This is a genomic window from Bradyrhizobium forestalis, assembly GCF_002795245.1.
Lineage (GTDB): Bacteria > Pseudomonadota > Alphaproteobacteria > Rhizobiales > Xanthobacteraceae > Bradyrhizobium > Bradyrhizobium forestalis.
On sequence record NZ_PGVG01000024.1, the window covers coordinates 36,950 to 59,545 of the forward strand.

Consider the following 22,596-nt stretch of genomic DNA (forward strand, 5'->3'; position numbering starts at 1 on the left):
CGGCCGGCAAGGGTCCGGTAAGGCCCCCTAAGGTATCCAATGACCGATCTTTTCGATCTCAACCGCTTTGTCCGGGCCCAGGACCCGGTCTATCGCGACGTCCAGGGCGAGCTGGCCCGGGGCCGGAAGCAGACTCACTGGATGTGGTTCATCTTCCCGCAGGTCGCGGGCCTCGGCTTCAGCGCCATGTCGCAGCGCTACGCCATCGGGTCCCGCGCAGAGGCCGAGGCCTATCTCGCCCACCCCGTCCTCGGGGTGCGCCTGATCGAATGCACGCGGCTCGTGCTCGCGGTCGAGGGCCGGACCATCAACGCGATCCTCGGCGCGCCGGACGACGCGAAATTCCGCTCGTCGATGACGCTGTTCGGCGCGGTGTCCGATGAGCCCGTTTTCGGCGAGGCGCTCGCCCGATATTTCGCAGGCGAGCGCGATCGCGCCACCATGGAGATTCTGGCGAAGCTCGATAGGCAGGCGTAGCGATCAGCGCCCTTGGAAGACGGCCGCGCGCCGCTCGATGAAGGACTGGATGCCTTCCTTCGCATCCGCGCTGCCGAGCACGCGGTCGCGAATCCTCGGAATGTACGCGATCGCCGCCGCCTCACCGCTCTCGACATATTTGGCAGCCGCTTCCTTGGTGACCTGGATGCCGAACGGCGCGTTGCGTGCGATGACGGCAGCGAGTGCCATCGCCCGCTCGACCTGCTCTCCCGGCGGCACGACCTCCTGGACGAGACCGATCGCCTGAGCGCGCTCCGCGGAGAATTCGTCGCACAGGAACAGGTGGTACATCGCGTCGCCCCAACCCGCGCGCGACAGAAAGCGGAAATGCGCGCCACCGAGCGGCGCGATGCCGCGCTTGGCTTCCATTTGGCAGAAGCGTGCATCGGAGGCCGCCACCACGATGTCTCCGGCGAGCATAAGCTCGATGCCAATGGTGAACACGATGCCCTGCACGGCTGTGACGACCGGCTTGCGGCAACGCTTGGCAAGGCCGCACGGATCGACATTGCCCTCCTTGATGTTGCGCTTCTCGGCGGAAGGCCCGAAGAATTTCGGCATGTCGAGACCGGCGGTGAAATCCCTGCCCTCGGCGCAGATCACGCCGACGCGGTAGATCTCGTTGTCGTGCAGCTCGGTCAACGCATCGGACAATTGCTCCATCATCATCGGCGTGAACGCGTTCTTCTTTGCGGAATTGTCGATGACGATCTTGAGCACGTGGCCGTGCACTTCGGTGTGGATGTGTCCCTCGCTCATGCGCTTCTCTCCGGATGGATCGGTATTGGGAGCAAGTTAAGCCGGCCGCTGAATCGCAGCGCGAATGGCGCTGATCCGCTCCGGCGTGAACACGCCGGAGTCCAGGAGCTGAAGAATGGAGAGCACGCCGCCTCGCGATCCCCAGCTTCCCTCCTGAATGATCTCGAAATTGACCCACCAGGTCGGTGACGGCGCCGGCATGCCGCAGGCCTCCGCGAGCCGGGCGAGCACGTTGCGTATGACCGCGGCCCGCACCTCCGCCGGCCAGGCCGCATTCATCACCGCGATGTTGATCGTCATGATGTCGCGAGGGGAGTCCTGGTCGGACAGGAGGTGCCCGCCGATCGCCATGCAATCCGCCGGCAAGTCGTGGAAATGAACCTGGAACCCCATTCGCGCCGCCAGTGCGTGCTGGCCGACTTCCGGCTCGAGCACAGCGTCGGTCAGGCTTTCCGCCAGAAGGCGGCGCTGCGCCAGGCCGAGCCGGCCAGCGGGCGCGGTCACGGTGATGATGGTCAAAGGACGCCCCTTTCAATGACTATGACGATTGTCATATTTCAGCGCCTCTTGCCTATGTCAAGCGTCATAGTCTAGATGAGACGCCACATGCGGGACTTCTGATGACCACCACCACGCGCGACAAGATGATCGCGGGCGCCGCCGATCTGATGAGCCGGCGCGGCGTCAACGCCACCAGCATGCGCGACGTCGTGCGCCATACGGCAACGCCGCGCGGCTCGATCAGTCACCACTTTCCGGACGGCAAGCGACAGTTGATCGCCGAAGCCGTGACTTTCGCCGGCAAGCAGGTGTCCATTCCCCTGGAGAAGGCCATGAACGACCGTGGCGTGATCGGTGGCCTCAAGGCTTTCATTGCATCGTGGCGCCGCCAGCTGGAAGCCACCGGCTTCGAAGCCGGTTGCCCGGTGCTCGCGGTCGCCGTCGACCGCTATGTCGGCGAAGCCTCCGACCGGGACGACGAGGCTGCGCAGCAGCATCTGCTCGACCTCGCCGACGGCGTGTTCGCCGATTGGCGACAGATCATGCGCGCCGCCCTGCTGCGCGAAGGACTGACTGCGGAACGCTCCGAGCGACTGGCAACGCTCGTCGTCGCCTCGATCGAAGGGACGGTTGCGATGTGCCGTGCCAGCCGCAGCGCTGACCCGCTCGATCATGTCCAACAGGAGCTGGAAATGGTGCTGACCGCCGCTCTCAGCCAAGCAACCAGATAGATTGGATCCACAGCGATGGATTTGTCACGAGAACGCGAACTCGCCCGTCATCTCGCCACTTTGCGCCGCGAGGGACGGCAACAAAGCGGCCTCGACGAGCGGCTGGTGCCGCCGGACGCCGATGCGGCCTACCGCATCGCGCAGATGGTGGAAGAGGAACTCGGCTGGGATGTCGTCGGCTGGAAGATCGCCGGCATGAAGTCCGGGCTCCAGCGCCAGCTTCGCATCTCCTCGCCGATCTACGGGCGGGTGTTCGCGCCGCTGATCATGGCTTCGCCCGCGAAGGTCGAGCACGCCCGACAATGCAGCCCGATTCCGGAAATCGAGTACCAGGCGCGTCTCGGTGCCGACCTGCCGCCGCGCGCAAAGCCCTATACGGTGGACGATGTCGGCGATGCCGTTGCTTCGCTGCATCCCGGCATCGAGCTCGCCGAATGTCGCTTCATTCACGACGCGGCATTTCCGCCGATGCCCGCGATCATGGCCGACGGCTCCGGATCGGGAACGATCGTTCTTGGAGAGCCCATCGCCGACTGGCGCAACCGCGACATCGCCAATCAGGACGTCGTTCTCAATTGCAACGGCACTGAGCGACGCCGCGGAAGCGCTGCGGAGGCGATCGACCATCCCCTGATGCCGCTCGCCTGGCTCGCCAACGAGCTGTCGCGAACCGGCATCGGCCTCAAGGCCGGCCAGACCATCAGCACGGGCACCCTCACCGGCATGCTCCGGCCGAAGGCGGGCGAGACTTACGTCGCCGATTTCGGTCCTCTGGGAACTGTCAGCGCGACCTACGCCTAAAGGCGCGGCAATCGCGGCCACCAGCGTAAACCCGGGATTAACATCGCCTGCCTATCTTCCGAGCAAAATATTTCTCCCCGCGCCAATTTGCCGGACAGATCATGAAAATCGGTACGCTCCTGACCAGCGCCATCGTCTCGCTCTCGACAGTGGGCGGTGGCCTCGCCGTTTACGTCGCCGTGACGAAGTACCAGACGATGGAGCGCATCTCCGAGGCGCAAGGCCGGCTCGCGATCGTCCGCGCCGTCAGCGACATCCCGCGCTACCTCAATCCCGAACGCGGCTTTTCCACCAACATCCTCTACGGGCCTGCGACCATCGATCCCGCGCTGCTTACCGGGCAGGACAAGCTGCGCAAGCAGACCGACGGCGCCCGCGACAAGATGAACGCGCTGCGCAAGGAGCTGCCCGGCCCGTTCGACGACGGCACCACCATCGGCAGCAACATCGACGGCATCAATGCGAAGTTCACCGCGCTGCGCGAGGCGATCGACAAGGCGCTGGCAGGGCCGGCGGAGGCGCGCAAGGATGCCGCCAAGAAGATCGTTGCCGACAACGCCGTGCTCAACGGCGGCGTGACCGCGCTGCTCAACGAGCAGGTCCGCCGCATGGCGATCCTCAACGGCGACGCCTACCGGCAGGCGAGCTACGCCAACACCGCCATGACATTGCGCGACGTCGGCGGCTTCAACTCCAGCCTGCACAAGAATCTCGTCGGCGGAAAGAAACCGGCGACCGACGCCGAGAAGGCCGACATCGGCCGCTCGCAGGGTCGCAACGATCAGCTCGTGATGGCGTTGCTGGAATTACGCGGCAATCCGGCGACGCCGGCCAACGTCGCCGCGGCGCTGGAGAAGTTCAATTCGATCTATGTCGAGGAGTTTGGCCGCGAGCTCAAGCTGGTGAAAGACGGCGCTGTCACCGGCAAGTACGAGCACGACATGGACACCTATTACGCCGCCACGCAGCGGGGCCTCGGCACCATCATCGAGGTCCGCGACGCCTTCTACGACAATGCCGAGCAGATCCTCGCCGGGGCTTCCTCGGCCGCACGTACCAGCTTCACGATCGCACTCGGCGGCCTTCTCGCCGTGCTGATCGCGAGCGCCGGCCTCATCGTGATGGTTCGCCGCCGCGTCTGCGCGCCGATCGTGACCCTGACGACGCGGATGTCACGGCTCGCCGACGGCGAGGTCGCGGAAAGCATTCCCGGCGCCGAGCGTTCCGACGAGATCGGCGCGATGGCCGCGGCGGTTCAGGTGTTCAAGGACAACATGATCCGGGCCGACCGGCTCGCCGCCGAGAAGCAGGCCGAGAACGACGGCAAGATGCGCCGCGCACAAGCGCTCGACGACCTCACCCGCGCCTTCGAGGCCAAGGTCACCGAGCTGGTCGGCGGCCTGTCCCGCGCCTCCTCCACGATGGAAAGCACGGCGCAGTCGATGACCTCGACGGCGGCCCAGACCAACAGCCAGGCCGCAGTCGTCGCCGCCGCCTCCGAACAGACCTCGACCAACGTGCAGACCGTCGCCAGCGCCACCGAAGAGCTGACCTCCTCGATCGCGGAGATCGGCCGTCAGGTCGCCCAAAGCACCGAGATCGCCGCCCGCGCCGTCGACAACGCCCGCCGCACCGGCGATACCGCCCGTGCCCTCGCCGAGGGCGCGCAGAAGATCGGCGACGTCGTCACGCTGATCCAGAGCATCGCCGAGCAGACCAACCTGCTCGCGCTGAACGCGACCATCGAGGCCGCCCGTGCCGGCGATGCCGGCCGCGGCTTCGCCGTAGTTGCCTCCGAAGTGAAGTCGCTGGCCGGCCAGACCGCCAAGGCCACCACGGAGATATCCGAGCAGATCACGGCGATCCAGACCGCGAGCGACGAGACCGTGGCCGCGATCCGCAACGTCGCCGACGTCATCGCCGAGATCGACCAGATCGGCACAGCAATCGCCGCGGCGATCGAGGAGCAGGGCTCGGCCACCAAGGAGATCGCCCGCAGCGTCCAGGAGGCCGCCCGCGGCACCCAGGAGGTCAACAGCAACATCTCCGGCGTGCAGCGCGCCGCCGATGACACGGGAGCCGCCGCGAGAGAGGTGCTGGGCGCCGCCGAGCAGCTCTCGACGCAGTCGCGCGATCTCGCCGGACAGTTCGACCGCTTCCTCGGCGAGGTCAGGGCGGCGTAAGAGCGGCTCGCGAAATGACCGAAATATCCGCCGCGGAGTTCGTGCACTCTCCCGTAGGGAGAGGTCGGAGCGTAGGGAGAGGTCGGAGCGCATCGTAAGATGCGATCCGGGTGAGGGGCTAAGGTCTCGCGGGACGCCGCGGCCCCTCACCCGGATTGCTTCGCAATCCGACCTCTCCCCGCTGGGGAGAGGTGATGCACCGCCCGCTCAATAAGGCGGCGCCTTGCGCGCCCGCTGCGCCTTTGCCGCCTCGATCCACCACGTGAGATCCTCGGCGAATCGCGGGAACGAGCGCTCCAGGGCCTTGCCTCCGTCGCCGATCGGCTCGCCGTCGGCCGACAATGTCTGCGCGATCGGACCGACACCGATGGTGCTCGACACCACCACCATGCCCATCTCCGACAACGTGCCGTGCCAGGCCGTCGCGGCGCGCGCGCCAGACAGCCGGCCGGCCGAATAGCTCACGATCGCGGCCGGACGCCAGAACCACTCTTCGAGGAAGTGGTCGGTGAGGTTCTTCAGGCCGGGCTGGATGCCCCAATTGTACTCGCCGGTGACGAAGACGAATCCGTCGGCGTCGCGGATCTGCCCGGCCAGCTTCTCCAGCTCAGCGGGCGCCGAGCCCTTAGGGTATTCCTTGTACATGCGGTCGAGCATCGGCAGGCCGATCGCCTTGGCGTCGATGAATTCGACCTCCTCGCCGCGGCCCCGCAGCCGATTGATGACGAAATTCGCAAGGCGGATGCCCATGCGGTCGGAACGGTAGGAACCGTAGAGGACGAGAATGCGATTGCTCATGGCCGAACGGTAGCACGAAACCGGCGACAGGCCCTACTCGATTTGTCGCACTATCGTCCACGACCGCGGTCCAGCGTTTGCGACGGCGTCTCGCCGAACTGGTCGCGGTAGCTTCTGGCGAAATCGCTGAGATGCCAGAAACCGAACGCCAGCGCGACCGCCTTGATGCTGTCGGCCCCGGCAAGAAGCCGCCGGCGCACCAGCCACAGCCGGCGCAGACGCAAGTAGCGATGCAGGCTCATGCCGCGATAGCGGCGGACGACGTCGTGCATGGTGCGAACCGACAGGCCGAGCCTGCGCGCGATCTCGTCGCTGTAAATCGGCTGCGACAGGTCGTCAGAGAGCAGCGCGCGGATTTCCTGGAACATCCTGAAATTCCGTCCGTCGTTGGGGCCCAGGGTCCAGCGGGCCGAAACGACGCTTTCGAAGGCCTCGTCGACGGCTCCGAGCAGGGACTCCTTCATCGCCGCACCCTTCAATAAAAGCTCCGGTGCCTCGACCGCGCCGGACGCCTCCGCCAGCACCTCGCGAACCACGCTGCGCAGCCGGTGCAAGCCGGCCGCGGAGATTTCAAAAATCTTGAAGCTCGTGAGCGTGTGCGGCCAGCCACGATCCCGTACCTCCGGCCTGAAAACCACCGAGGCGATTTGCCTCTGCACCTCCTCAATGGTGGTGTAGGCCGCGCCGCCGCTGCCGATGACCACGACCGGTCGCGCACGTTGCGAGCCGTTGAAACGAATTGGTACGTTGAGGTCGTCCATCGTGAAGCCGATCGCCGTGCAATTCTCGGCGAGCTGTGCATCAACCACGCGCGGAAACGCGTGCGTCAAATTCACGTCGCAGCCGGGTAACGACAGGATCGTCTGCTCGGCCGAAATCTTCCGTACGAAAGGCGTGAATTCGAAATTCAGCCCGCGTATCGCGCTTCGAAATTCGTCGGCATCTGAAAAACGAAATGTCTTGAGTGCCACCCCGGGCACATCACCAATGCTGTTCATGGCAATAAGAAAACGCAGCGTCGTGTTTGACGTGCGTCCGGCAGCGTGCCGCTTCCCCCCGTAGTTTTCCGTTGCACCGAAACAATCAAGCTTGTCCTGGTCAATTGAAGATGGGTTCAATTGAAAAAACACGCTGGGACGTCATGTCTCGCCAAATTTCGATAGCATTTCCCGAAATTTGGCGGTGCATTAATACCCCAGCATTTATTTTTCAAAATTAAAAATTAACGGATTTAAGGCGCAATAATAGACGTTGTACAGTCAAATTTTTCAATTCAGGCTCCTGCCATGATGGCAAATCCGCCTGCGGACATTCTTGTCGAGTTGGAAGACGCAGTCGCAACGTGTCCGCTGGACCGCTGCACTCGCATCCTCTCCGGGATCTTGCAGCTGCTCACCAGCAGCCGCGGCCGGCCTCAGGAATTGCTCGCCAATGTCGCCGACGGCGTTCTGCTGCGATTGACGGAGCGGGTTGAGGCCAGTGCGCTGATCGATCTCAGCACGACCATCGCGGAGCTCAAGGCGGCTCCGCCGAAGACCGTGCGACGCCTCGCCTCGCACCACGATCCGGAGGTGGCGTGCCCTGTCTTGCTCAGATCGCAGTCACTGTCCGCGGCCGATCTCAAGTCGATCGCGGCCGCGACCGGCGAACGGCAGCAATGTGCGATCGCCGCCCGCGCGCCCATCGATCCGCTGGTGATCGAGACACTGATCAAGGGCGGCGCCCGCAGCGTCTGTATTGCGCTGATCGGCAATACAGAGGCGCGCTTCTCTGATGCCGCTTACGTTGCGCTCGTTGAGAGGTGCCTGACGGATGGTGAACTCACGAAGGCGCTGGCGCTCAGGCCGAACACGCCCGACGCAGTCATGCGGGAGCTCCTGTCGGCCTCGGCAGCGCCGAAATCCGGCATGGGGAAGGCCACCGTCTCGCTTCAAGCCGCAACGGTCGCGCCGATCGCCCCCAAGCTGCCCTGCTCGGCCGACTATGCAGGCGCGCGGCCGGAGATCGTCGCGCTCAACCGCGTCGGCAAGCTCAACGATTCCACGGTAAACCGCTTCGCCATCCGCGGCGAGACCGCCAACCTCGTTACGGCGCTATCGGTGCTTTCGGGGGCTCCCATCGAGATCATCGAGCATGTGATGACCGACGACGATTGCGAGGGCCTGGTCATGGCCTGCCGTGCCTCGCGGCTGAACTGGCAGACCACGTTTGCCATCCTGAGCAACCGCTGCGGCACAAGGCTTTCCTTCACCGAGCGCGAACGCGCGCAGCACATTTTCGAGACGCTGCTTCTGTCGACCAGCCAGTGGACGGTGCGTTGGGGGGAAATTGCCGCAAACGCCAAGGAGAGCAGTCGGGAAAATGGCGGCGTAAGGATGGGGGTTAGCCGATGAAATTCAGCGGTCGCAAAGCCTTTCGCGTGAAAATGGACCACAGGCGGTCGGTCAATCTCATGGGTTCGGACGGCACCTGGCGACGCAGCTGCGTCCTGCTGGACGTGTCGCAGACCGGCGCCAAGATCGAGGTCGAGGGCACGCTCGACGTGCTCCGGGCCAAGGAGTTCTTCATGCTGCTGTCGTCGACCGGCCTCGCCTACCGGCGCTGCGAACTGGTCTGGATCGACGGCACCACGGCTGGCATCCATTTCATTACCGTTGGCGGCAAGAAGAAACCGGAATGCGCACCAGCGCCTGCGCAGAACCCGGTTCAGAGCAAGTAGATTCGAACGTTCCACCCCACTGTTTTGAGTCAGGCCGTGCAGCACGAGCGAACCAGATCCGGCCACGTCAATGGTGACGGCGGCATCCGAGAGGAAGGGACGGTTCGTCCCTTCCTGCACGTGCTGGCCGACACGTCCGACAAGCTCTCAGGCGTCTGCTCGATCCTCGAGGAAAAGTTCACCGTTGCGGGCGAACGACTCGACGCCGATTCCAAGCTGTCGCAGACGCCGGTCGCCATCGTCATCCGCGCGGAGTTGCGCGACGTCGACAATATCGCCGCCATCAAGAAGCGGGCCGGCAAGCTGGCGAAGGCCAGGAAGCGCATCTTCCTGCTCGAGCACATCTCCCACGTCTGCATTTCGCAAGCCTACGCGCTCGGGGCGACGCTGGTCCTTCCCAGCACGGTCGGCCGGGCCAAGCTGCTGGCGGCACTGACCGATCCGGCCGACGGATCGTCTGCTGCGTCAGGCGACGCACTGCAACCGGACAACGCCGTCGAGGCGGCGGCGACCGCCGTCGCATCGATGTTCACGGCTGTGACCCTGGGCCAACCACTTGACGTAGACGGCACCAGGGAAGCCGGTCGCCAGATCGCCGATCGCATCACCCAGCATGGCCTGACGGAGTGGCTCATGACGGTGCGGCGCCATCACGAAGGAACCTATCAGCATTGCCTGCTCGTGACCGGCATTACCGTCGACTTCGGACTGAGCCTCGGCGTCGGCAGAGCCGACCTGGAACGTCTGTACTCGGCTGCCATGTTCCACGACATCGGCAAGGCGCGGATTCCGCTCGCCATCCTCGACAAGCCGGGCCGCCTTGATGCCGCGGAACGCACGCAGATCGAGACGCATCCGACCGCCGGCTACGAGTTTCTCAAGGACCATGACGGGATCTCGCCGGAGATACTCGATGCCGTTCGCCATCATCACGAGTACCTCGACGGGAGCGGCTATCCCGATGCGCTCTGCGCCGAGAGCATTGGCGACATCGTACGGATTCTAACCATCTCGGACATTTTCGCGGCGCTGATCGAGCATCGGCACTACAAGCCCACCATGCCGCGCGCGGAGGCTTACAACGTTCTGTGCGGGATGAATGGGAAGCTGGAAAAAGCGCTGGTCCACTCGTTCAAGCAGGTCGCGCTCACGCGGTAAAGCGCGCGGCAGACCGGTCTCGAACGCGGCCTAATGCGTCGCACGATAGCTGGCGCGGCGCGGGATCGAGCGGCAGGCCAGCCCCTCGGCCAGCAGCTTCATGTCCTCGTGCCGGCCGCTGCGAATCAGCCGGCCGAATTCTTCAGGGGTGAAAGGTAGACTTGGATCATCATCGATCGTGTGCCGCAGTCGCGGACCGAAGAACCGCCGAACCAGGCTAGCCAGCCGCCGCATGTCAATTCCCTCGCGCCAGCAACAAACCTCTCAGTCCGCGTATTGTTCCTCCCGCACCTTCGAGATTGCAAGAGGCCGCACGCGACACCGCACCAAAAATTTCCGGCAGAGAATAATCTCCTCTTGCTCGTGCTAATCGGCAAAACCCACGTAACGCACGAACTCGTCGTTGTGCTCGCGGTCCGAGCGAACCGCGTTCGCGGCAAAGCCGTCGTCGGGATAGCCCATCGCGACGCAGGTCATGATGACCTCGTCCTCCGGAATCCCGGCGACCTCGCGCACGATGTCGGAGCGCATGATGCCCTGCCCGTTGATGACCGAGCCGAGACCGCGGTCCCACGCCGCGAGCACGATGCCGTAGCAGAGCGCACCGAGATCGAAATGGCAGACCGCGCCGGGATCGAGCACGCGATCATAGGTCAGGACCAGCGAGACCGGCGCATCGAACTGGCGGAAGCCGCGCAGCACCCAGTCCTGCCGCATCGGCTTGTCGTCGCGCGCAATTCCCATCGCGCCGAACAGCTTCTTGGCGATGTCGACCTGCCGGGTGCGATGCACGCCCTGGTACTCGCCGTGGCTGATGATGTCGCGCTTGACCCTGGCGCCGCCGGCCATCTCCTCCATGTTGCGGCGGCGCACCTCTTCCAGCGGATGACCTGTGAGCACGTGGACATGCCAGGGCTGGGTGTTCATCGACGACGGCGCCCGCTTGGCGCTCTCGATGATCGCCTCGATCACCGCGCGCGGCACCGGCTCGTTCCTGAAGCCGCGCACGCTGCGGCGCGACTGGACCAGCGTTTCGAATTCCACTTCATGAACCTCCCTGCCCGTTCATCCGCCTGCATCAGGGCACGACGCCGTTGCCGATGCGGCGCGCAAAACCTATGCTAACGGCCAAGCAAGACCAAGAACCCTGTGAGGAAATCCCATGGCCGCACCGCTCGATCCCGTCATCGCCCAGATCATTCCGCTCATGCCGATGCGCGATCCCGCGGTCATGACGCCACAGAGCGCCCGCGATTCCTTGCGCGCACTGGCTGCCTCGCGCGCCGCCATCCCGCCCCCGCCTGTCGACAGCGTGCAGGATATCAAGGTGAAAGGCGGCGCCGGCCCGCTCGACGCACGGGTCTACCGGGCCGGCACCACGCCGGCACCGACCGTGGTGTTCTTTCATGGCGGCGGCTGGGTCGCGGGCGACCTCGAAACCCACGACCGCCAGGCGCGCAACCTCGCGATCGAGACCGGCGCGGTCGTCGTCTCCGTCGACTATCGCCGCCCGCCCGAGACGCGCTTTCCCGGCGCCTTCGAGGACGCCTTCGGCGCGGTGCGTGACATCCTCGACCGCGTCGCGGGATTTGGCGGCGATGCGGAACGCCTCGGCGTTGCCGGCGACAGCGCCGGCGGCACTCTCGCGGCGACCACCGCGATCGCCTGCCGCGATGCCGGCATCAAGCTCGCCGCGCAACTCTTGGTCTATCCCGTGACCGACGTGCGCGGCACTTACGCCGACGCGCGCGAGAACGCGCGCTATCCCTCGCGCGCCGAGAATGCCGACGGCTACTTCCTCACGCGCGCGACGATGGAATGGTTCTGCGGCCACTATCTCGCCGATCCCGCTCACGCGAGCGACTGGCGCGTCTCGCCGCTGCGGGCCGCCTCCCTGGCGGGCGTCGCGCCCGCGATCGTGACCACCGCCTGGTTCGATCCCCTGCGCGACGAAGGCGCCGCCTATGCGCGGGCACTGGAAGCCGCCGGCGTACGCGTCAAGCACCACGAGGGCCCCGGCCTGATCCATGGCTATTTCGGCATGGGCGATGCCTCGGACGTCGCGCGCGCCGAAGCGCAGCGCGCGCGGGCCGACTTCAAGGCGTTGCTCGCGCGGGGAGCTCTTTAGCTGCGACGGGCGCGCTGCGCGTCTGTGTGCCCCCAGGTTTCGTCCCAATCCTGCCCTGAGGCGTCGACCACGCGGCCATCGGCTTCAAAGAACTTGTTCGGCACCTGGAAGATCGCCAGGATCAAGGCGCCCTCCGGGCACCAGGCGGCATGCCGGCTGCCGGCCTCGCGCCAGATGAATTCGCCGGCCTTGCAGGCGATGCCCTTGGCCGGCCCCTCCTTGTCGACGAGCGTGCCTTCGATGACCCAGCTCTGCTCGATGCCGACATGCTCGTGATCGGGCAGCACCGATCCCGGTGCAAAGCGCATCAACGCAGTCATCAGGCCCGTGCGGCGATCGAACAGCAGCGTCTTGGCCTCACAGCCGGGAAAGCGCGTCTTCTGCCAGTCCATGTTTTGCGGCTGAACCAAGTGAGAATGACGATCGGCGGCTTTCTCGCCCTTCGGGGTCGCGGCGTCCATCACGATACTCCCTCCATCTCGACCGCCCGAAATTAGCAGGATTGTCCGGCCGGGTCAGCGAGCGGTGCAACAGGCGGGGGGCATTTGCCGATCGGGCTCGAAAAATCGGCAAGCAGACGGACGTCTAGGCGCCGATCCTGCTTGATTGCGCCATGATTCCCGGCTCCAATCCGCCCCGCCATTTCTGGTTTAGGGAGACACCCATGATGAAGCGGATTCTTCTCGCAGCGATCGTTGCCGCCTTTGCAGCGGGCTCGGCCTTTGCGCAAGAAACCTGCGAGAGCAAAGCCGTCGGCAAGGACGGCAAGCCGCTGGCCGGCGCCGCCAAGACCTCGTTCCTGAAAAAGTGCAAGGCGGATGCCTGCGCACCCAAGGCCGTCGGCTCCGACGGCAAGCCGCTCGCCGGCGCCGCCAAGAACAGCTTCATGAAGAAGTGCGAGACCAGCGCGTAAGGCGCGCTGTGGCACTCTCGTGCCCCGGACGCAGCGCAGCGCACTTCAGCGATGCGCTGCAGAGCCGGGGCCCATGCAACTGCACAGCGCTCCGATAGATGGGTCCCGGCTCAGCGGAGCGGCACTGCGTGCCGCACCGCGTCCGGGACACAAGACTGATAACTCCATGAGCTCGGTGACGCCTCACCCCCGCCTGAACCGATAATCGAACGCGCCGCCCAGCGGCTTGATCCATCCCACCGTCGGCGCCGGAAAATGCACCGGCAGGATCAGCGTGTCGGTGTCCGCAACGGAGGCGAAGAACTTCCGCCGCGACGCCGCCGACTGCTTCGGATCCCAATCGGGCCGCGCCGACCAGTCCGGCTCGCGGCACTGGATCTGGTGATGCATGAGATCACCTGCGACCACCGCGCGCTGGCCTTTCGAAAATATGTTCACGCAGCAATGGCAGGGCGAATGCCCCGGCGTCGGCGTCAGCGTCACGGTGTCGTCAAGCGCGTAGTCGTCATCGACCAGGAGCGCCTGCCCGGCCTCGACGATCGGCAGGCAATTGTCGCGAAACACGGTGCCGGGCGGGTTGCTGCCCTTGGCGTGCTCGGCCTCCCAGGCCGCATACTCGCCCTTGTGGAAGACGTATTTCGCGTTCGGAAACGTCGGCACCCAGCGGCCGTCGCGCAACGTCGTATTCCAGCCGGTGTGGTCGATGTGCAGATGGGTGCAGAACACGTAGTCGATCTGCTCGAAACCGACGCCGAGCGCGAACAGCTCGTTGCGCCAGCGCTCCTTGCCGGGAAAATCGAACGGCGGCGGATGGCCCTTGTCCTCGCCGGTGCAGGTGTCGACCAGAATGGTGTAACGCGGCGTGCGCACGACGAAGGTCTGATAAGTGATCACCATCATGCCGCGCGCGGCGTCGAACACCTCCGGCTCCATCGTCGGCAGATGGCGCTTGAACACGCCCTCGTCGTAAGCCGGGAAGAAATCCTGCGGCCGCCGCCACGGCCCCTCCCGCTCGATCACCGCATCGATGGTGATATCGCCGATCCGCAGTTGCTTCACGATTGCTTCGCTCCCCTTTTTCGAGGGAGCGTAGCGCGAGACATCAACCCGTCAAGGCATGGACCGGAATGCTAGCTCCGCAACCCCGGCGCCTCCTGCCCGGTGCGCGCGACATATTTCGTGTAGCCGCCGCCGTACTGATGGATGCCCTCGGGCGTCAGCTCCAGCACGCGGTTCGACAGGACGCTGAGAAAATGCCGGTCGTGCGAGACGAACAGCATGGTGCCCTCGAAATCCGACAGCGCGGTGATCAGCATCTCCTTGGTGGCGAGGTCGAGATGGTTGGTCGGCTCGTCCAGCACCAAAAAGTTCGGCGGATCGAACAGCATCTTGGCCATCACGAGCCGCGCCTTCTCGCCGCCCGACAGCACCCGGCAGCGCTTCTCGACGTCGTCGCCGGAGAAACCGAAGCAGCCGGCGAGCGCGCGCAAAGACCCCTGCCCCGCGGTCGGAAACGCGTCCTCCAGCGACTGGAACACGGTGCGCTCGCCGTCGAGCAGATCCATCGCGTGTTGGGCGAAATAGCCCATCTTGACGCTGCCCCCGAGCGCCACCGTGCCCTCGTCGGGCTCGCTCGCACCGGCGACGAGCTTGAGCAGCGTCGATTTGCCGGCGCCGTTGATGCCCATCACGCACCAGCGCTCCCGACGGCGGATCATGAAGTCGAGCCCGTCATAGATGCGCTTTGAGCCGTAGCCCTTGTGCACGTTCTTCAGTGCGACGACGTCCTCGCCCGAGCGCGGCGCCGGTGGGAAGTCAAACACAACGCTCTGGCGGCGGCGCGGCGGCTCGACCCGCTCGATCTTGTCGAGCTTCTTCACCCGGCTCTGCACCTGCGCCGCGTGAGAGGCGCGCGCCTTGAAGCGCTCGATGAACTTGATCTCCTTGGCGAGCATGGCCTGCTGGCGCTCGAACTGCGCCTGCTGCTGCTTCTCGTTCTGCGCCCGCTGCTGCTCGTAGAATTCGTAATTGCCGGTGTAGGTGGTGAGCGAGCCGGAATCGATCTCGACTACCTTGGAGATCACGCGGTTGATGAACTCGCGGTCATGCGAGGTCATCAGCAGCGTGCCCTCGTAATCGTGCAGGAATTTCTCCAGCCAGATCAGGCTTTCCAGATCGAGATGGTTGCTCGGCTCGTCGAGCAGCATGACGTCGGGTCGCATCAAGAGAATCCGCGCCAGCGCCACGCGCATCTTCCAGCCGCCGGAGAGCTTGCCGACGTCGCCGTCCATCATCTCCTGGCTGAAGCCAAGCCCCGCCAGCGCCTCGCGCGCGCGGCCATCGAGCGCATAGCCGTCCAGCTCCTCGAAGCGGTGCTGCACCTCACCGTAGCGCGCGATGATCTCGTCCATCTGGTCGGCCTTGTCAGGATCGGCCATGTCAGCCTCGAGCTCGCGCAGCTCGGCCGCGACCTCGCTGACGGGACCGGCGCCATTCATCACCTCGGCCACCGCGCTGTGGCCGCTCATCTCGCCGACGTCCTGGTTGAAATAGCCGATGGTGATGCCGCGATCGGTCGAGACCTGCCCCTCGTCGGGCAGTTCCTCGCCGGCGATCATCCGGAACAATGTGGTCTTGCCGGCGCCGTTCGGACCGACAAGCCCGATCTTCTCGCCCTTGTTGAGGGCGGCGGAAGCTTCGATGAACAGGATCTGGTGGCCGGCTTGCTTGCTGACGTTGTCGAGGCGGATCATGAGGTCTTTTGGGAGGATTTTTGCGTTGCAGCGTCATAGGGCATGCAGGCCGCGAGGGGAAGCCCGGCGTGACCGGTCATGGCTCACAGCTTCGCCAGCCGCGCGCCGCCGCGGCGATGACAGCAAGCGTCGCCTTGGCGCCGTCAGCCTCACCCTTGTCAAAATCGCCCTCCGTCTGCGCCATTGAATTGGTGACGTGCGCGAAACAGGCGATGGAATGACCGCTTGCAGCGCTGAAGGCGTAAAGAGCGGCGGCTTCCATCTCGACCGCGAGCGTTCCCAGGTCGCGCGCACGCGCGATCGCTGCTTCAGTCTCGCGATAGGGAGCATCAGTCGTCCAGGTTGAACCGCGATGCAACTTCTCCGGCAGCGATCTGCCCTCCCGCTCAATGCGGTCCAGAAGCGACACGTCAGGCGCTTCTGCGAAGGTCGAGCCTGGCAGGTAATGAAAACTCGTTCCCTCATCACGCAGCGCGCGGTCAATCAGGACGAAATATGGCGTGGGTCCGATTGAGGTAATTTGTCCGGCGGACGTGACGCTGACGAGCAGCCGGCAGCCAGACACGAAGAGCTGCTCGGCGACCAGGACGGCGAACGGTGCGCCGACCGCGCAGCCGACGATGCCGACCTCGCCGATGCCGTCGAGATCGAAGGCGAGAAGCTCAGTATGATAGCAGGCCCATCCCTCATGGACGCGGCCGGCGCCGGTCTGCTTGAGGTGACGGACGACGTCGCCGTCCGGATCGAGCACGCAGATTTCGGGGACAGCGACGAGCGGCAACTGCCTCTGCCGCCGGGCCTCCCTCAGCAGCGCTTCGGGCCGGAACACGGAGGCAGCTTTGTGGTCCTTGACGCCGAGAATCGGCCACGCGGATTCTGCGCGGCGAGGCTTATCATCCATGACGCACCTGATCGGCTTGTTTCACGCGAGGGATTCGACCGGCAGGCCGGCGGCTTTCCATTCGGGGTAGCCGTCCTCGAGCCGGCGGACGCGGTAACCTCGCGTCCGGAGCGCGGCGACCGCTTCGAAAGAAAGAACGCAGTAAGGGCCACGGCAGTAGGCGATCACCTCACGGCCTTTCGGAAGTTCGCTGAGGCGTCGTTCCAGCTCGGCAAGCGGGATGTTGAGCGCGCCCGGCAAATGGCCAAGAACGAACTCGTCTACGGGGCGGACATCGAGCACCGTGACCAGATTGTCGTGCAATCTCGCGACCAGATCATCTCGCGAGACCGGTTCAAGCGCATCGCGGGCGCGGAAGTAGTCGGTCACGACGCGGCCGATCTCGGCGATGTTCCGCTCGCCGACGCGCCCCAGCGCCTTGGTCAGCGCGACCACTTCAGCATCGCCGGCCAAGCGATAGAGAACGTGTTTGCCCCGTCGCTCCGTCTCGACGAGACGCGCGCGCCTGAGGACCTGCAGATGGCGGGATGTATTAGCGAACGTCAGATGCGCGCGGGCCGATAGCTCCTCGACGCTGCGCACCCCCTGGGCGAGGTGCTCCAACAGCTCGAGCCGATGCTCATGGCCCAACGCCTGCGCCACCTCGGCAAGATTCTTATAAATCGCGTGCTTCGGTCCGGTACTTGACACGGCAGTTCCTGAATATATCATTCAACAGATCGATTGAATGTTATCTAGCCGCTCTTTGTGAGGAGTGCAAGTCCATGATCCTCCGCCAGTTCTTGCATCGCGATCCCGTCGGCATCTCCTACCTCTTCGGCTGCGGCGGCAAGGCCACCGGTGCGGTCGTCGATCCCGTCGGCGATATCCAGCCCTATCTGCAAGCCGCCGACAATGCCGGCATGCGCATTCACTTCGTCGTCGACACCCATGTTCATGCCGACCACCTCTCGGCGGGACGGGCTCTCGCAGACGCAGCGGGGGCGTCCTACGTGCTCTCGTCGAACGCGGGCGTATCGTTTCCGTTCAAAGGACTTAGCGATGGCGACGTCCTTCCGCTCGGCAACGTCACGGCGACGGCTCTTCACACGCCAGGTCACACGCCCGAGCACATCTGTCTTCTTGTGACGGACCGGACGCGCGCCGACGAACCCTGGTTCGTCCTGACCGGCCACACTCTGATGGTCGGCGATCTCGGTCGCACCGAACTCGCCGCCAGTGCCGAAGAAGGCGCAAGACAACTGTTCCGCAGCGTGCGCAAGCTGAAGGACTTGCCTGATTACGTCGAGGTCCTGCCGGGCGCCTATGCAGGCTCGGTCTGCGGCCGCCGGCTGAGCGGCAAGCCCTGGTCCACGATCGGCTTCGAGAAGCGGCACAACCAGGCTTTCATGATCGAGGATGAAGCCGAATTTGTCCGGTTCATGGTCGCCGAGATTCCGCCGGCACCGCCGGAAGCCACGAAGATCAGAGCCGCCAATTCAGGCGTCGCTGCCGCTGCGGCCTGATGCCATGAGCGAAGCGGCAACTGCCCCGCAAAGGTCGCCTTCGGTCAGATTGGGCCTCAGGGAAAACTGGCCGCAGTTCGCTCTCCTCGTCCTGATCAATGCCTTCGTGGGCGGGATGGTTGGGATCGAGCGAACCGTCGTGCCACTGATCGGCGCCGAGGAGTTCAAGATCGACTCGACGACGCTCGTCGTCTCCTTCATCGTCAGCTTCGGCGTCGTGAAGGCGTGCGCCAACCTGATCTCCGGCCAGCTCGCCGACAAGTGGGGGCGCAAGCAGATTCTGATCCTCGGGTGGCTCGTCGGCCTTCCGGTGCCGTTTATGATCATCTGGGCACCAAGCTGGGAATGGGTGATCGCCGCCAATGCCTTTCTCGGCATCAACCAGGGCCTTGCCTGGTCGATGACCGTGATCATGAAGATCGATCTCGTCGGGCCAAAGTCGCGCGGCTTGGCCGTGGGCCTGAACGAGTTCGCCGGCTATCTCGCGGTCGGCGTGACCGCCTACCTCACCGGGTATCTTGCGTCGGAGTATGGGCTGCGGCCCGCGCCGATCTACCTCGGCGTAGCCTATGCGATCCTCGGGGCCGCGCTCTCGATCCTCTTGGTGCGCGACACGCGCGAGCACGTCCGGCTGGAGACTGCGGCGCATGCGCGTCAAGCATCTCCAATCAGCTTCCGGGAGATCTTCGTCCTCACGTCGTTCAGGGATCGCAACCTGTTCGCCGCGTCGCAGGCGGGGCTGGTGAACAACCTCAACGACGGCATGAGCTGGGGCATCTTTCCCCTGTTTTTCGCCTCGTTCGGTCTGGCCGTCGATCGGATTGGCATACTGAAGGCCGTCTATCCCGCGACGTGGGGCGTCCTCCAGGTCGCCACCGGTCCGCTGTCCGACCGCTGGGGCCGCAAGGGCCTGATCGCCGCCGGCATGTGGGTACAGGCCGCGGGCTTGTTCTTGACTGGGGCGACCAGTCATTTCGAGTGGTGGCTCGTCGGCAGCCTGTTGCTCGGACTCGGCACTGCCATGGTGTACCCGAGCTTGATCGCCGCCGTATCTGATGCCTCGCATCCGAGCTGGCGGGCGCGCTCGCTCAGCGTCTACCGCTTCTGGCGCGATCTCGGCTACGCGATCGGGGCGCTGTCGGCCGGCATCATAGCCGACAGATTCGGCCTATCAGCGGCGATCACTTCGATCGCTGCCCTGACGTTCATTTCCGGCGCCGTCGTAGCGGTGTCCATGCGGGAACGGGGTTCGATTGATCTCGCGCAAAAAGCGAGCCGACCGACGGAGTAGAGTTGATTTTTTTAATGCTGGAGCAGGCCGATGCAGAAAGTCTTGGTCCAAGCTGGCGCCGCTCTCTCCCTCCTGCCCGGGACAGCATGGGCGCAGGCGCCGTCAGACGCTGAACGCTACTACGGCTGAGGTCCGCACATGATGGGCTGGGGCGGAGGATGGTACGCCATGATCTTCGGTCCGTTGTTCATGATCCTGTTGCTCGCGGTCCTTGTTGCCGTTGTGGTCCTTCTTGTCCGCTGGCTGGGCGGGCTAACGCAAGGAAGCTATCAGCCGCACCAATCGCCGCCCGCACGCACGCCGCTCGATATCCTCAAGGAGCGTTTCGCGCGCGGCGAGATAGACAAGGTGGAGTTCGAGGACCGGCGGCGCGTTCTCGGCGAGTAATTCGGTGCGTTCGACCCCAAGCTCGTTCAGTTGAAAAGGAAGCGCCCCCGTGCAGATTCTGCTGATACTGAACGATCCGCCCTACGGCACCGAGCGGACCTACAATGGCTTGCGCCTGGCTCTCGCTCTCGCCAAGAGCGATCCAGGGATCACCGTCACGGTGTTCTTGATGGCCGACGCGGTAGTGGCTGCGAAGTCCGGCCAGAAGACGCCGGATGGCTACTACAATGTGGGGCGCATGCTGAAGGGCGTTGTGGCGGGCAAGGGACAAGTCCTGCTTTGCGGCACTTGCATGGACGCCCGCGGACTCACTGATGCAGAGATACTCAGTAGCGCGAGACGCAGCACCATGGTCGAACCCGCGACGGCAACCGCTTCTGCCGACAAGGTATTGGTCTTTTGAAGCAGGGATTCCTCACTCAAACCGGCCAATCGAATATAGATCGCCGTTGGCGTCATTTTGAAAGCGACTTCTGCCGCTCCCATTCGAACCTGGTGATCTCTTGCTGCCACTCGCGATACTTTTCCGTGCTTATAGGAAGCCCGATAAGATGAAATCCGAAGGCGTCTTCGTACATCGCTACAAAATATTCCTGCGCGAGCTGACGCGGTGTGGTGGGCGCCCGAGCATAGCTGCGCAATAGATCATCCGCTCCACCGAAACTAACATCTAGGCGCTCGCGCTCTGGTCGTTTGCCACGAATGACATCGAGCACCCGTAGCCAAGCTGACCAGGGCTCGCGCAGCAGCTTTTCCCCCGAGGGACGCCCGGATTGGTCGGGACGAAGCAGATATGCAGGTCGATCCAGAACCCGCACCTTGGCCACAATGATCTGATCCGTTGACGACAGGAGTTTCGACTTTGGCAACTCGAGGGGCACTTCATCCGAGAAGTAAGTGATGGGACCGTCGGCCGCTCTTGCAGGACGTGGCTGATCGATTGCTAATGCTGCGAGACACAGGAAAATGAAAACGCTGCGAATTTTGTGCATCAAAAGTTTGAGCTGACCCGCCTTACAAAATTGGACTGCAATAGTTACCACAAGATCGATCTCTAGTCCGCTATGGGTCACTTCCCGACATGGGCGAGGACCACGCGTAAAGCCTGCTTCAGCTCACGAAGCCGACATCCGACGTTGATGAGCACACGCCCTATGCTCGCCGCATCAGCTTGAGCGAGGCCGCCAGCCGCAGGCTGCGCTTGCCGGCGAGCCCGTAGGATGGGTAGAGCGCAGCGAAACCCATCGACAGCGTCGGACCACCAAGCGTGATGGGTTTCGCAAGTGCTCTACCCATCCTACGGGCTGATCGCAGCGGCTGGACCGTTTTCAGCCATTTCGACAACCTCCGGCGAGCGCCTCGGGCAACAGCCTGCTAAATCGCCGCACAGACCGCCGGAAGGTGCTAACTTCAGCAGCCAATGGCGTGGCCCGTACAGGAGGGACACATGCGACGGCGGGAGCTCATCGGATATCTCGGCCTTTTTGGCGCCGCAGCAGGATCGACCTTTTTTGGTCGAGGCTCAAGGGCGCAGCCTGTGCGAAAACGTCCGCTCATCGCATGGGCGGGAGCCGCGCCTCCAGGGGTAAAGTTCCCCCAATTTATGGTAGACTTGGTGCTCGGCAATTTCGTTAAGGGCCTCTCGGAGTTCGGCTACGAGCAAGGACGTAACATCGATATCAGTCGGCGAACGGACATCCTCCGGGACCGGGTACCATCGATTGAGGAGATGGTGGCTCTGCTCAAACCCGATGTCATCGCTGTGCCAGCAACACTAGAAGCCGTCGCTGCCCGAAAAGCAACATCTACAATACCGATTGTCTGCCCCGCGCTAGCCGATGCGGTCCATCTCGGCTTGATTGCCAGCGAAGCTCGCCCAGGAGGAAATGTAACGGGCATTGCGCCCTACATCGCGGGTTTGCCGACCAAGCAAATTGAACTCGCGCGAGAAATCGTGCCGAAGGCAAGTCGCGTCGGACTGCTTGTCAACATGGACGATCCCAAGGGTCCGCCTCAAGTCGGGGATTTGAGGGCAGCTTGTGGGGCTTTGAGCCTCAGCGTCGTCGAAGCCGGTGCCAGTACGGCGCAGGACGTTCCGATTGCGCTCACTGCGCTCGCGAACGAAGGAGCCGATGTGGCCGTTGTCCTTCAGACCAACCTGCTGCTCAACATGAGCGAACAGATCGGCGCCATCGCCCTTGAAAAGCGGCTGCCGACCGTCTTCGGATATCGCGAGCACGTTACCCACGGCGGCCTCGTGAGCTATGGCGTTGACTTGCGCTGGTGCTACCGTCGCGCGGGCTATTTCATAGACAAGATCCTTAGGGGGGCACACCCCGGCGATCTTCCCATCGAATTTCCGAGTAAGCTGTGGTTGGCAGTCAACCTCAAGACGGCAAAGGCTCTCGGCGTGGCTGTGCCGGCAGGGCTCCTTGCCCGCGCTGACGAAGTGATCGAGTAGGGAAGGCATTCTTCTGTTGATGGCCCTTCGGCGAAGTGGCGGCATCGCTCCACGAAGTCCGCTTATTGAGGCATGGCGGACAAGATTTGCTCAGGTTGAGTTCTTCGCC

27 protein-coding genes are annotated in these 22,596 nt (G+C 64.1%); 14 read left to right on the forward strand and 13 right to left on the reverse strand.

The features are described 5' to 3' along the window. Positions 1 to 39 precede the first annotated feature (39 nt). On the forward strand, positions 40 to 477 hold the full coding sequence (locus CVM73_RS25210) for a DUF1810 domain-containing protein (protein ID WP_100234538.1): 438 nt from the start codon (positions 40 to 42) through the stop codon (positions 475 to 477). A 3-nt stretch (positions 478 to 480) separates the two neighbouring features. On the opposite strand, the gene CVM73_RS25215 is transcribed toward CVM73_RS25210, so the two are convergent. After that, on the reverse strand, positions 481 to 1,257 hold the full coding sequence (locus CVM73_RS25215) for a crotonase/enoyl-CoA hydratase family protein (RefSeq protein ID WP_100234539.1): 777 nt from the start codon (positions 1,255 to 1,257) through the stop codon (positions 481 to 483). 36 nt (positions 1,258 to 1,293) lie between these two features. Beyond that, positions 1,294 to 1,776 carry a tautomerase family protein gene (locus CVM73_RS25220; RefSeq protein WP_100234540.1) on the reverse strand — a complete coding sequence of 161 codons (483 nt, stop codon included), beginning with the start codon at positions 1,774 to 1,776 and terminating at the stop codon, positions 1,294 to 1,296. Between the two features lie 125 nt (positions 1,777 to 1,901). Between CVM73_RS25220 and CVM73_RS25225 the strand changes: the two genes are divergently transcribed. The 3 genes from CVM73_RS25225 to CVM73_RS25235 all read left to right on the forward strand — a co-directional run bounded on the left by CVM73_RS25225 (position 1,902) and on the right by CVM73_RS25235 (position 5,473). Further along, the gene (locus CVM73_RS25225; RefSeq protein ID WP_245452425.1) at positions 1,902 to 2,489 is read left to right on the forward strand and encodes a TetR/AcrR family transcriptional regulator; all 588 of its coding nucleotides are present in this window, start codon (positions 1,902 to 1,904) and stop codon (positions 2,487 to 2,489) included. Positions 2,490 to 2,504: 15 nt separating this feature from the next. Further along, the gene (locus CVM73_RS25230) at positions 2,505 to 3,290 is read left to right on the forward strand and encodes a 2-keto-4-pentenoate hydratase (RefSeq protein WP_100234542.1); all 786 of its coding nucleotides are present in this window, start codon (positions 2,505 to 2,507) and stop codon (positions 3,288 to 3,290) included. A 101-nt stretch (positions 3,291 to 3,391) separates the two neighbouring features. Beyond that, positions 3,392 to 5,473: a methyl-accepting chemotaxis protein gene (locus tag CVM73_RS25235; RefSeq protein WP_100234543.1), complete on the forward strand. Its 2,082-nt coding sequence runs from the start codon at positions 3,392 to 3,394 to the stop codon at positions 5,471 to 5,473. 207 nt (positions 5,474 to 5,680) lie between these two features. Here CVM73_RS25235 and CVM73_RS25240 read toward each other — a convergent pair whose 3' ends face one another. Then, positions 5,681 to 6,271: an NADPH-dependent FMN reductase gene (locus CVM73_RS25240; RefSeq protein ID WP_100234544.1), complete on the reverse strand. Its 591-nt coding sequence runs from the start codon at positions 6,269 to 6,271 to the stop codon at positions 5,681 to 5,683. A gap of 50 nt (positions 6,272 to 6,321) precedes the next feature. Continuing rightward, complete coding sequence (locus CVM73_RS25245) at positions 6,322 to 7,269, reverse strand: AraC family transcriptional regulator (protein ID WP_100234545.1); 948 nt, start codon at positions 7,267 to 7,269, stop codon at positions 6,322 to 6,324. A 288-nt stretch (positions 7,270 to 7,557) separates the two neighbouring features. On the opposite strand from CVM73_RS25245, the gene CVM73_RS25250 reads away from it, so the two are divergent. The 3 genes from CVM73_RS25250 to CVM73_RS25260 are packed head-to-tail and all read left to right on the forward strand — an operon-like array spanning position 7,558 to position 10,148. Beyond that, entirely contained in the window at positions 7,558 to 8,664 is a 1,107-nt protein-coding gene (locus CVM73_RS25250) for a DUF2336 domain-containing protein (RefSeq protein ID WP_100234546.1), read from the forward strand. Next, a complete protein-coding gene (locus CVM73_RS25255; protein ID WP_100234547.1) occupies positions 8,661 to 8,990 on the forward strand; it encodes a PilZ domain-containing protein in 330 nt (109 codons plus the stop codon). Before CVM73_RS25250 ends, CVM73_RS25255 begins: the two co-directional genes overlap by 4 nt. Before the next feature lie 36 nt (positions 8,991 to 9,026). After that, positions 9,027 to 10,148, forward strand: a complete 1,122-nt coding sequence (locus tag CVM73_RS25260; RefSeq protein WP_100234548.1) for an HD-GYP domain-containing protein — start codon at positions 9,027 to 9,029, stop codon at positions 10,146 to 10,148. Positions 10,149 to 10,178: 30 nt separating this feature from the next. On the opposite strand, the gene CVM73_RS25265 is transcribed toward CVM73_RS25260, so the two are convergent. Next, positions 10,179 to 10,382: a hypothetical protein gene (locus CVM73_RS25265; RefSeq protein WP_100234549.1), complete on the reverse strand. Its 204-nt coding sequence runs from the start codon at positions 10,380 to 10,382 to the stop codon at positions 10,179 to 10,181. Between the two features lie 132 nt (positions 10,383 to 10,514). Further along, the gene (locus tag CVM73_RS25270; RefSeq protein WP_100234550.1) at positions 10,515 to 11,192 is read right to left on the reverse strand and encodes a nitroreductase; all 678 of its coding nucleotides are present in this window, start codon (positions 11,190 to 11,192) and stop codon (positions 10,515 to 10,517) included. Positions 11,193 to 11,310: 118 nt separating this feature from the next. Here CVM73_RS25270 and CVM73_RS25275 point away from each other — a divergent pair, with 118 nt between their 5' ends. Continuing rightward, positions 11,311 to 12,276 carry an alpha/beta hydrolase gene (locus CVM73_RS25275; protein ID WP_100234551.1) on the forward strand — a complete coding sequence of 322 codons (966 nt, stop codon included), beginning with the start codon at positions 11,311 to 11,313 and terminating at the stop codon, positions 12,274 to 12,276. On the opposite strand, the gene CVM73_RS25280 is transcribed toward CVM73_RS25275, so the two are convergent. Continuing rightward, the gene (locus CVM73_RS25280) at positions 12,273 to 12,737 is read right to left on the reverse strand and encodes a cupin domain-containing protein (RefSeq protein ID WP_100234552.1); all 465 of its coding nucleotides are present in this window, start codon (positions 12,735 to 12,737) and stop codon (positions 12,273 to 12,275) included. The genes CVM73_RS25275 and CVM73_RS25280 overlap by 4 nt on opposite strands. 203 nt (positions 12,738 to 12,940) lie before the next feature. Between CVM73_RS25280 and CVM73_RS25285 the strand changes: the two genes are divergently transcribed. Further along, positions 12,941 to 13,189, forward strand: a complete 249-nt coding sequence (locus CVM73_RS25285) for a hypothetical protein (RefSeq protein ID WP_100234553.1) — start codon at positions 12,941 to 12,943, stop codon at positions 13,187 to 13,189. A 183-nt stretch (positions 13,190 to 13,372) separates the two neighbouring features. On the opposite strand, the gene CVM73_RS25290 is transcribed toward CVM73_RS25285, so the two are convergent. From CVM73_RS25290 to CVM73_RS25305, 4 genes are all read right to left on the reverse strand, one after another. Further along, on the reverse strand, positions 13,373 to 14,248 hold the full coding sequence (locus CVM73_RS25290) for an MBL fold metallo-hydrolase (protein WP_100234554.1): 876 nt from the start codon (positions 14,246 to 14,248) through the stop codon (positions 13,373 to 13,375). Positions 14,249 to 14,319: 71 nt separating this feature from the next. Continuing rightward, positions 14,320 to 15,942: an ABC-F family ATP-binding cassette domain-containing protein gene (locus tag CVM73_RS25295; protein ID WP_100234555.1), complete on the reverse strand. Its 1,623-nt coding sequence runs from the start codon at positions 15,940 to 15,942 to the stop codon at positions 14,320 to 14,322. 76 nt (positions 15,943 to 16,018) lie between these two features. Further along, complete coding sequence (locus CVM73_RS25300) at positions 16,019 to 16,843, reverse strand: nucleoside phosphorylase (protein WP_100234556.1); 825 nt, start codon at positions 16,841 to 16,843, stop codon at positions 16,019 to 16,021. Between the two features lie 21 nt (positions 16,844 to 16,864). Further along, the gene (locus CVM73_RS25305; protein ID WP_100234557.1) at positions 16,865 to 17,533 is read right to left on the reverse strand and encodes an ArsR/SmtB family transcription factor; all 669 of its coding nucleotides are present in this window, start codon (positions 17,531 to 17,533) and stop codon (positions 16,865 to 16,867) included. Between the two features lie 74 nt (positions 17,534 to 17,607). On the opposite strand from CVM73_RS25305, the gene CVM73_RS25310 reads away from it, so the two are divergent. The 4 genes from CVM73_RS25310 to CVM73_RS25325 all read left to right on the forward strand — a co-directional run bounded on the left by CVM73_RS25310 (position 17,608) and on the right by CVM73_RS25325 (position 20,429). Further along, on the forward strand, positions 17,608 to 18,348 hold the full coding sequence (locus CVM73_RS25310; protein WP_100234558.1) for an MBL fold metallo-hydrolase: 741 nt from the start codon (positions 17,608 to 17,610) through the stop codon (positions 18,346 to 18,348). Positions 18,349 to 18,352: 4 nt separating this feature from the next. Continuing rightward, positions 18,353 to 19,639 (forward strand): MFS transporter, encoded by a 1,287-nt coding sequence (locus CVM73_RS25315; RefSeq protein ID WP_100234559.1) that lies wholly within the window; start codon positions 18,353 to 18,355, stop codon positions 19,637 to 19,639. A gap of 168 nt (positions 19,640 to 19,807) precedes the next feature. Continuing rightward, the gene (locus CVM73_RS40730; RefSeq protein ID WP_208639243.1) at positions 19,808 to 20,026 is read left to right on the forward strand and encodes an SHOCT domain-containing protein; all 219 of its coding nucleotides are present in this window, start codon (positions 19,808 to 19,810) and stop codon (positions 20,024 to 20,026) included. Between the two features lie 49 nt (positions 20,027 to 20,075). After that, positions 20,076 to 20,429, forward strand: a complete 354-nt coding sequence (locus tag CVM73_RS25325) for a DsrE/DsrF/TusD sulfur relay family protein (protein ID WP_100234560.1) — start codon at positions 20,076 to 20,078, stop codon at positions 20,427 to 20,429. A gap of 52 nt (positions 20,430 to 20,481) precedes the next feature. On the opposite strand, the gene CVM73_RS25330 is transcribed toward CVM73_RS25325, so the two are convergent. Both CVM73_RS25330 and CVM73_RS39805 read right to left on the reverse strand, forming a co-directional pair. Continuing rightward, the gene (locus CVM73_RS25330) at positions 20,482 to 21,069 is read right to left on the reverse strand and encodes a hypothetical protein (protein ID WP_208639244.1); all 588 of its coding nucleotides are present in this window, start codon (positions 21,067 to 21,069) and stop codon (positions 20,482 to 20,484) included. Between the two features lie 109 nt (positions 21,070 to 21,178). After that, positions 21,179 to 21,322, reverse strand: coding sequence for a hypothetical protein (locus CVM73_RS39805; RefSeq protein ID WP_158237606.1), 144 nt, complete (start codon positions 21,320 to 21,322; stop codon positions 21,179 to 21,181). Positions 21,323 to 21,629: 307 nt separating this feature from the next. On the opposite strand from CVM73_RS39805, the gene CVM73_RS25335 reads away from it, so the two are divergent. Next, entirely contained in the window at positions 21,630 to 22,487 is an 858-nt protein-coding gene (locus tag CVM73_RS25335; protein ID WP_245452426.1) for an ABC transporter substrate-binding protein, read from the forward strand. The last annotated feature ends 109 nt before the right edge of the window (positions 22,488 to 22,596 follow it).

Bases quoted from the DNA above. Each gene is read 5' to 3' on its own strand.
- CVM73_RS25215 (WP_100234539.1), bottom strand. From the start codon at position 1,257: ATGAGCGAGGGACACATCCACACCGAAGTGCACGGCCACGTGCTCAAG.
- CVM73_RS25285 (WP_100234553.1), top strand. From the start codon at position 12,941: ATGATGAAGCGGATTCTTCTCGCAGCGATCGTTGCCGCCTTTGCAGCG.
- CVM73_RS25255 (WP_100234547.1), top strand. From the start codon at position 8,661: ATGAAATTCAGCGGTCGCAAAGCCTTTCGCGTGAAAATGGACCACAGG.
- CVM73_RS25210 (WP_100234538.1), top strand. From the start codon at position 40: ATGACCGATCTTTTCGATCTCAACCGCTTTGTCCGGGCCCAGGACCCG.
- CVM73_RS25295 (WP_100234555.1), bottom strand. From the start codon at position 15,942: ATGATCCGCCTCGACAACGTCAGCAAGCAAGCCGGCCACCAGATCCTG.
- CVM73_RS25235 (WP_100234543.1), top strand. From the start codon at position 3,392: ATGAAAATCGGTACGCTCCTGACCAGCGCCATCGTCTCGCTCTCGACA.
- CVM73_RS25315 (WP_100234559.1), top strand. From the start codon at position 18,353: ATGAGCGAAGCGGCAACTGCCCCGCAAAGGTCGCCTTCGGTCAGATTG.
- CVM73_RS25300 (WP_100234556.1), bottom strand. From the start codon at position 16,843: ATGGATGATAAGCCTCGCCGCGCAGAATCCGCGTGGCCGATTCTCGGC.
- CVM73_RS25280 (WP_100234552.1), bottom strand. From the start codon at position 12,737: ATGGACGCCGCGACCCCGAAGGGCGAGAAAGCCGCCGATCGTCATTCT.
- CVM73_RS25230 (WP_100234542.1), top strand. From the start codon at position 2,505: ATGGATTTGTCACGAGAACGCGAACTCGCCCGTCATCTCGCCACTTTG.
- CVM73_RS25225 (WP_245452425.1), top strand. From the start codon at position 1,902: ATGATCGCGGGCGCCGCCGATCTGATGAGCCGGCGCGGCGTCAACGCC.
- CVM73_RS25245 (WP_100234545.1), bottom strand. From the start codon at position 7,269: ATGAACAGCATTGGTGATGTGCCCGGGGTGGCACTCAAGACATTTCGT.
- CVM73_RS25250 (WP_100234546.1), top strand. From the start codon at position 7,558: ATGATGGCAAATCCGCCTGCGGACATTCTTGTCGAGTTGGAAGACGCA.
- CVM73_RS25275 (WP_100234551.1), top strand. From the start codon at position 11,311: ATGGCCGCACCGCTCGATCCCGTCATCGCCCAGATCATTCCGCTCATG.
- CVM73_RS25310 (WP_100234558.1), top strand. From the start codon at position 17,608: ATGATCCTCCGCCAGTTCTTGCATCGCGATCCCGTCGGCATCTCCTAC.
- CVM73_RS40730 (WP_208639243.1), top strand. From the start codon at position 19,808: ATGATCTTCGGTCCGTTGTTCATGATCCTGTTGCTCGCGGTCCTTGTT.
- CVM73_RS25335 (WP_245452426.1), top strand. From the start codon at position 21,630: ATGGTAGACTTGGTGCTCGGCAATTTCGTTAAGGGCCTCTCGGAGTTC.
- CVM73_RS39805 (WP_158237606.1), bottom strand. From the start codon at position 21,322: ATGGGTAGAGCACTTGCGAAACCCATCACGCTTGGTGGTCCGACGCTG.
- CVM73_RS25265 (WP_100234549.1), bottom strand. From the start codon at position 10,382: ATGCGGCGGCTGGCTAGCCTGGTTCGGCGGTTCTTCGGTCCGCGACTG.
- CVM73_RS25240 (WP_100234544.1), bottom strand. From the start codon at position 6,271: ATGAGCAATCGCATTCTCGTCCTCTACGGTTCCTACCGTTCCGACCGC.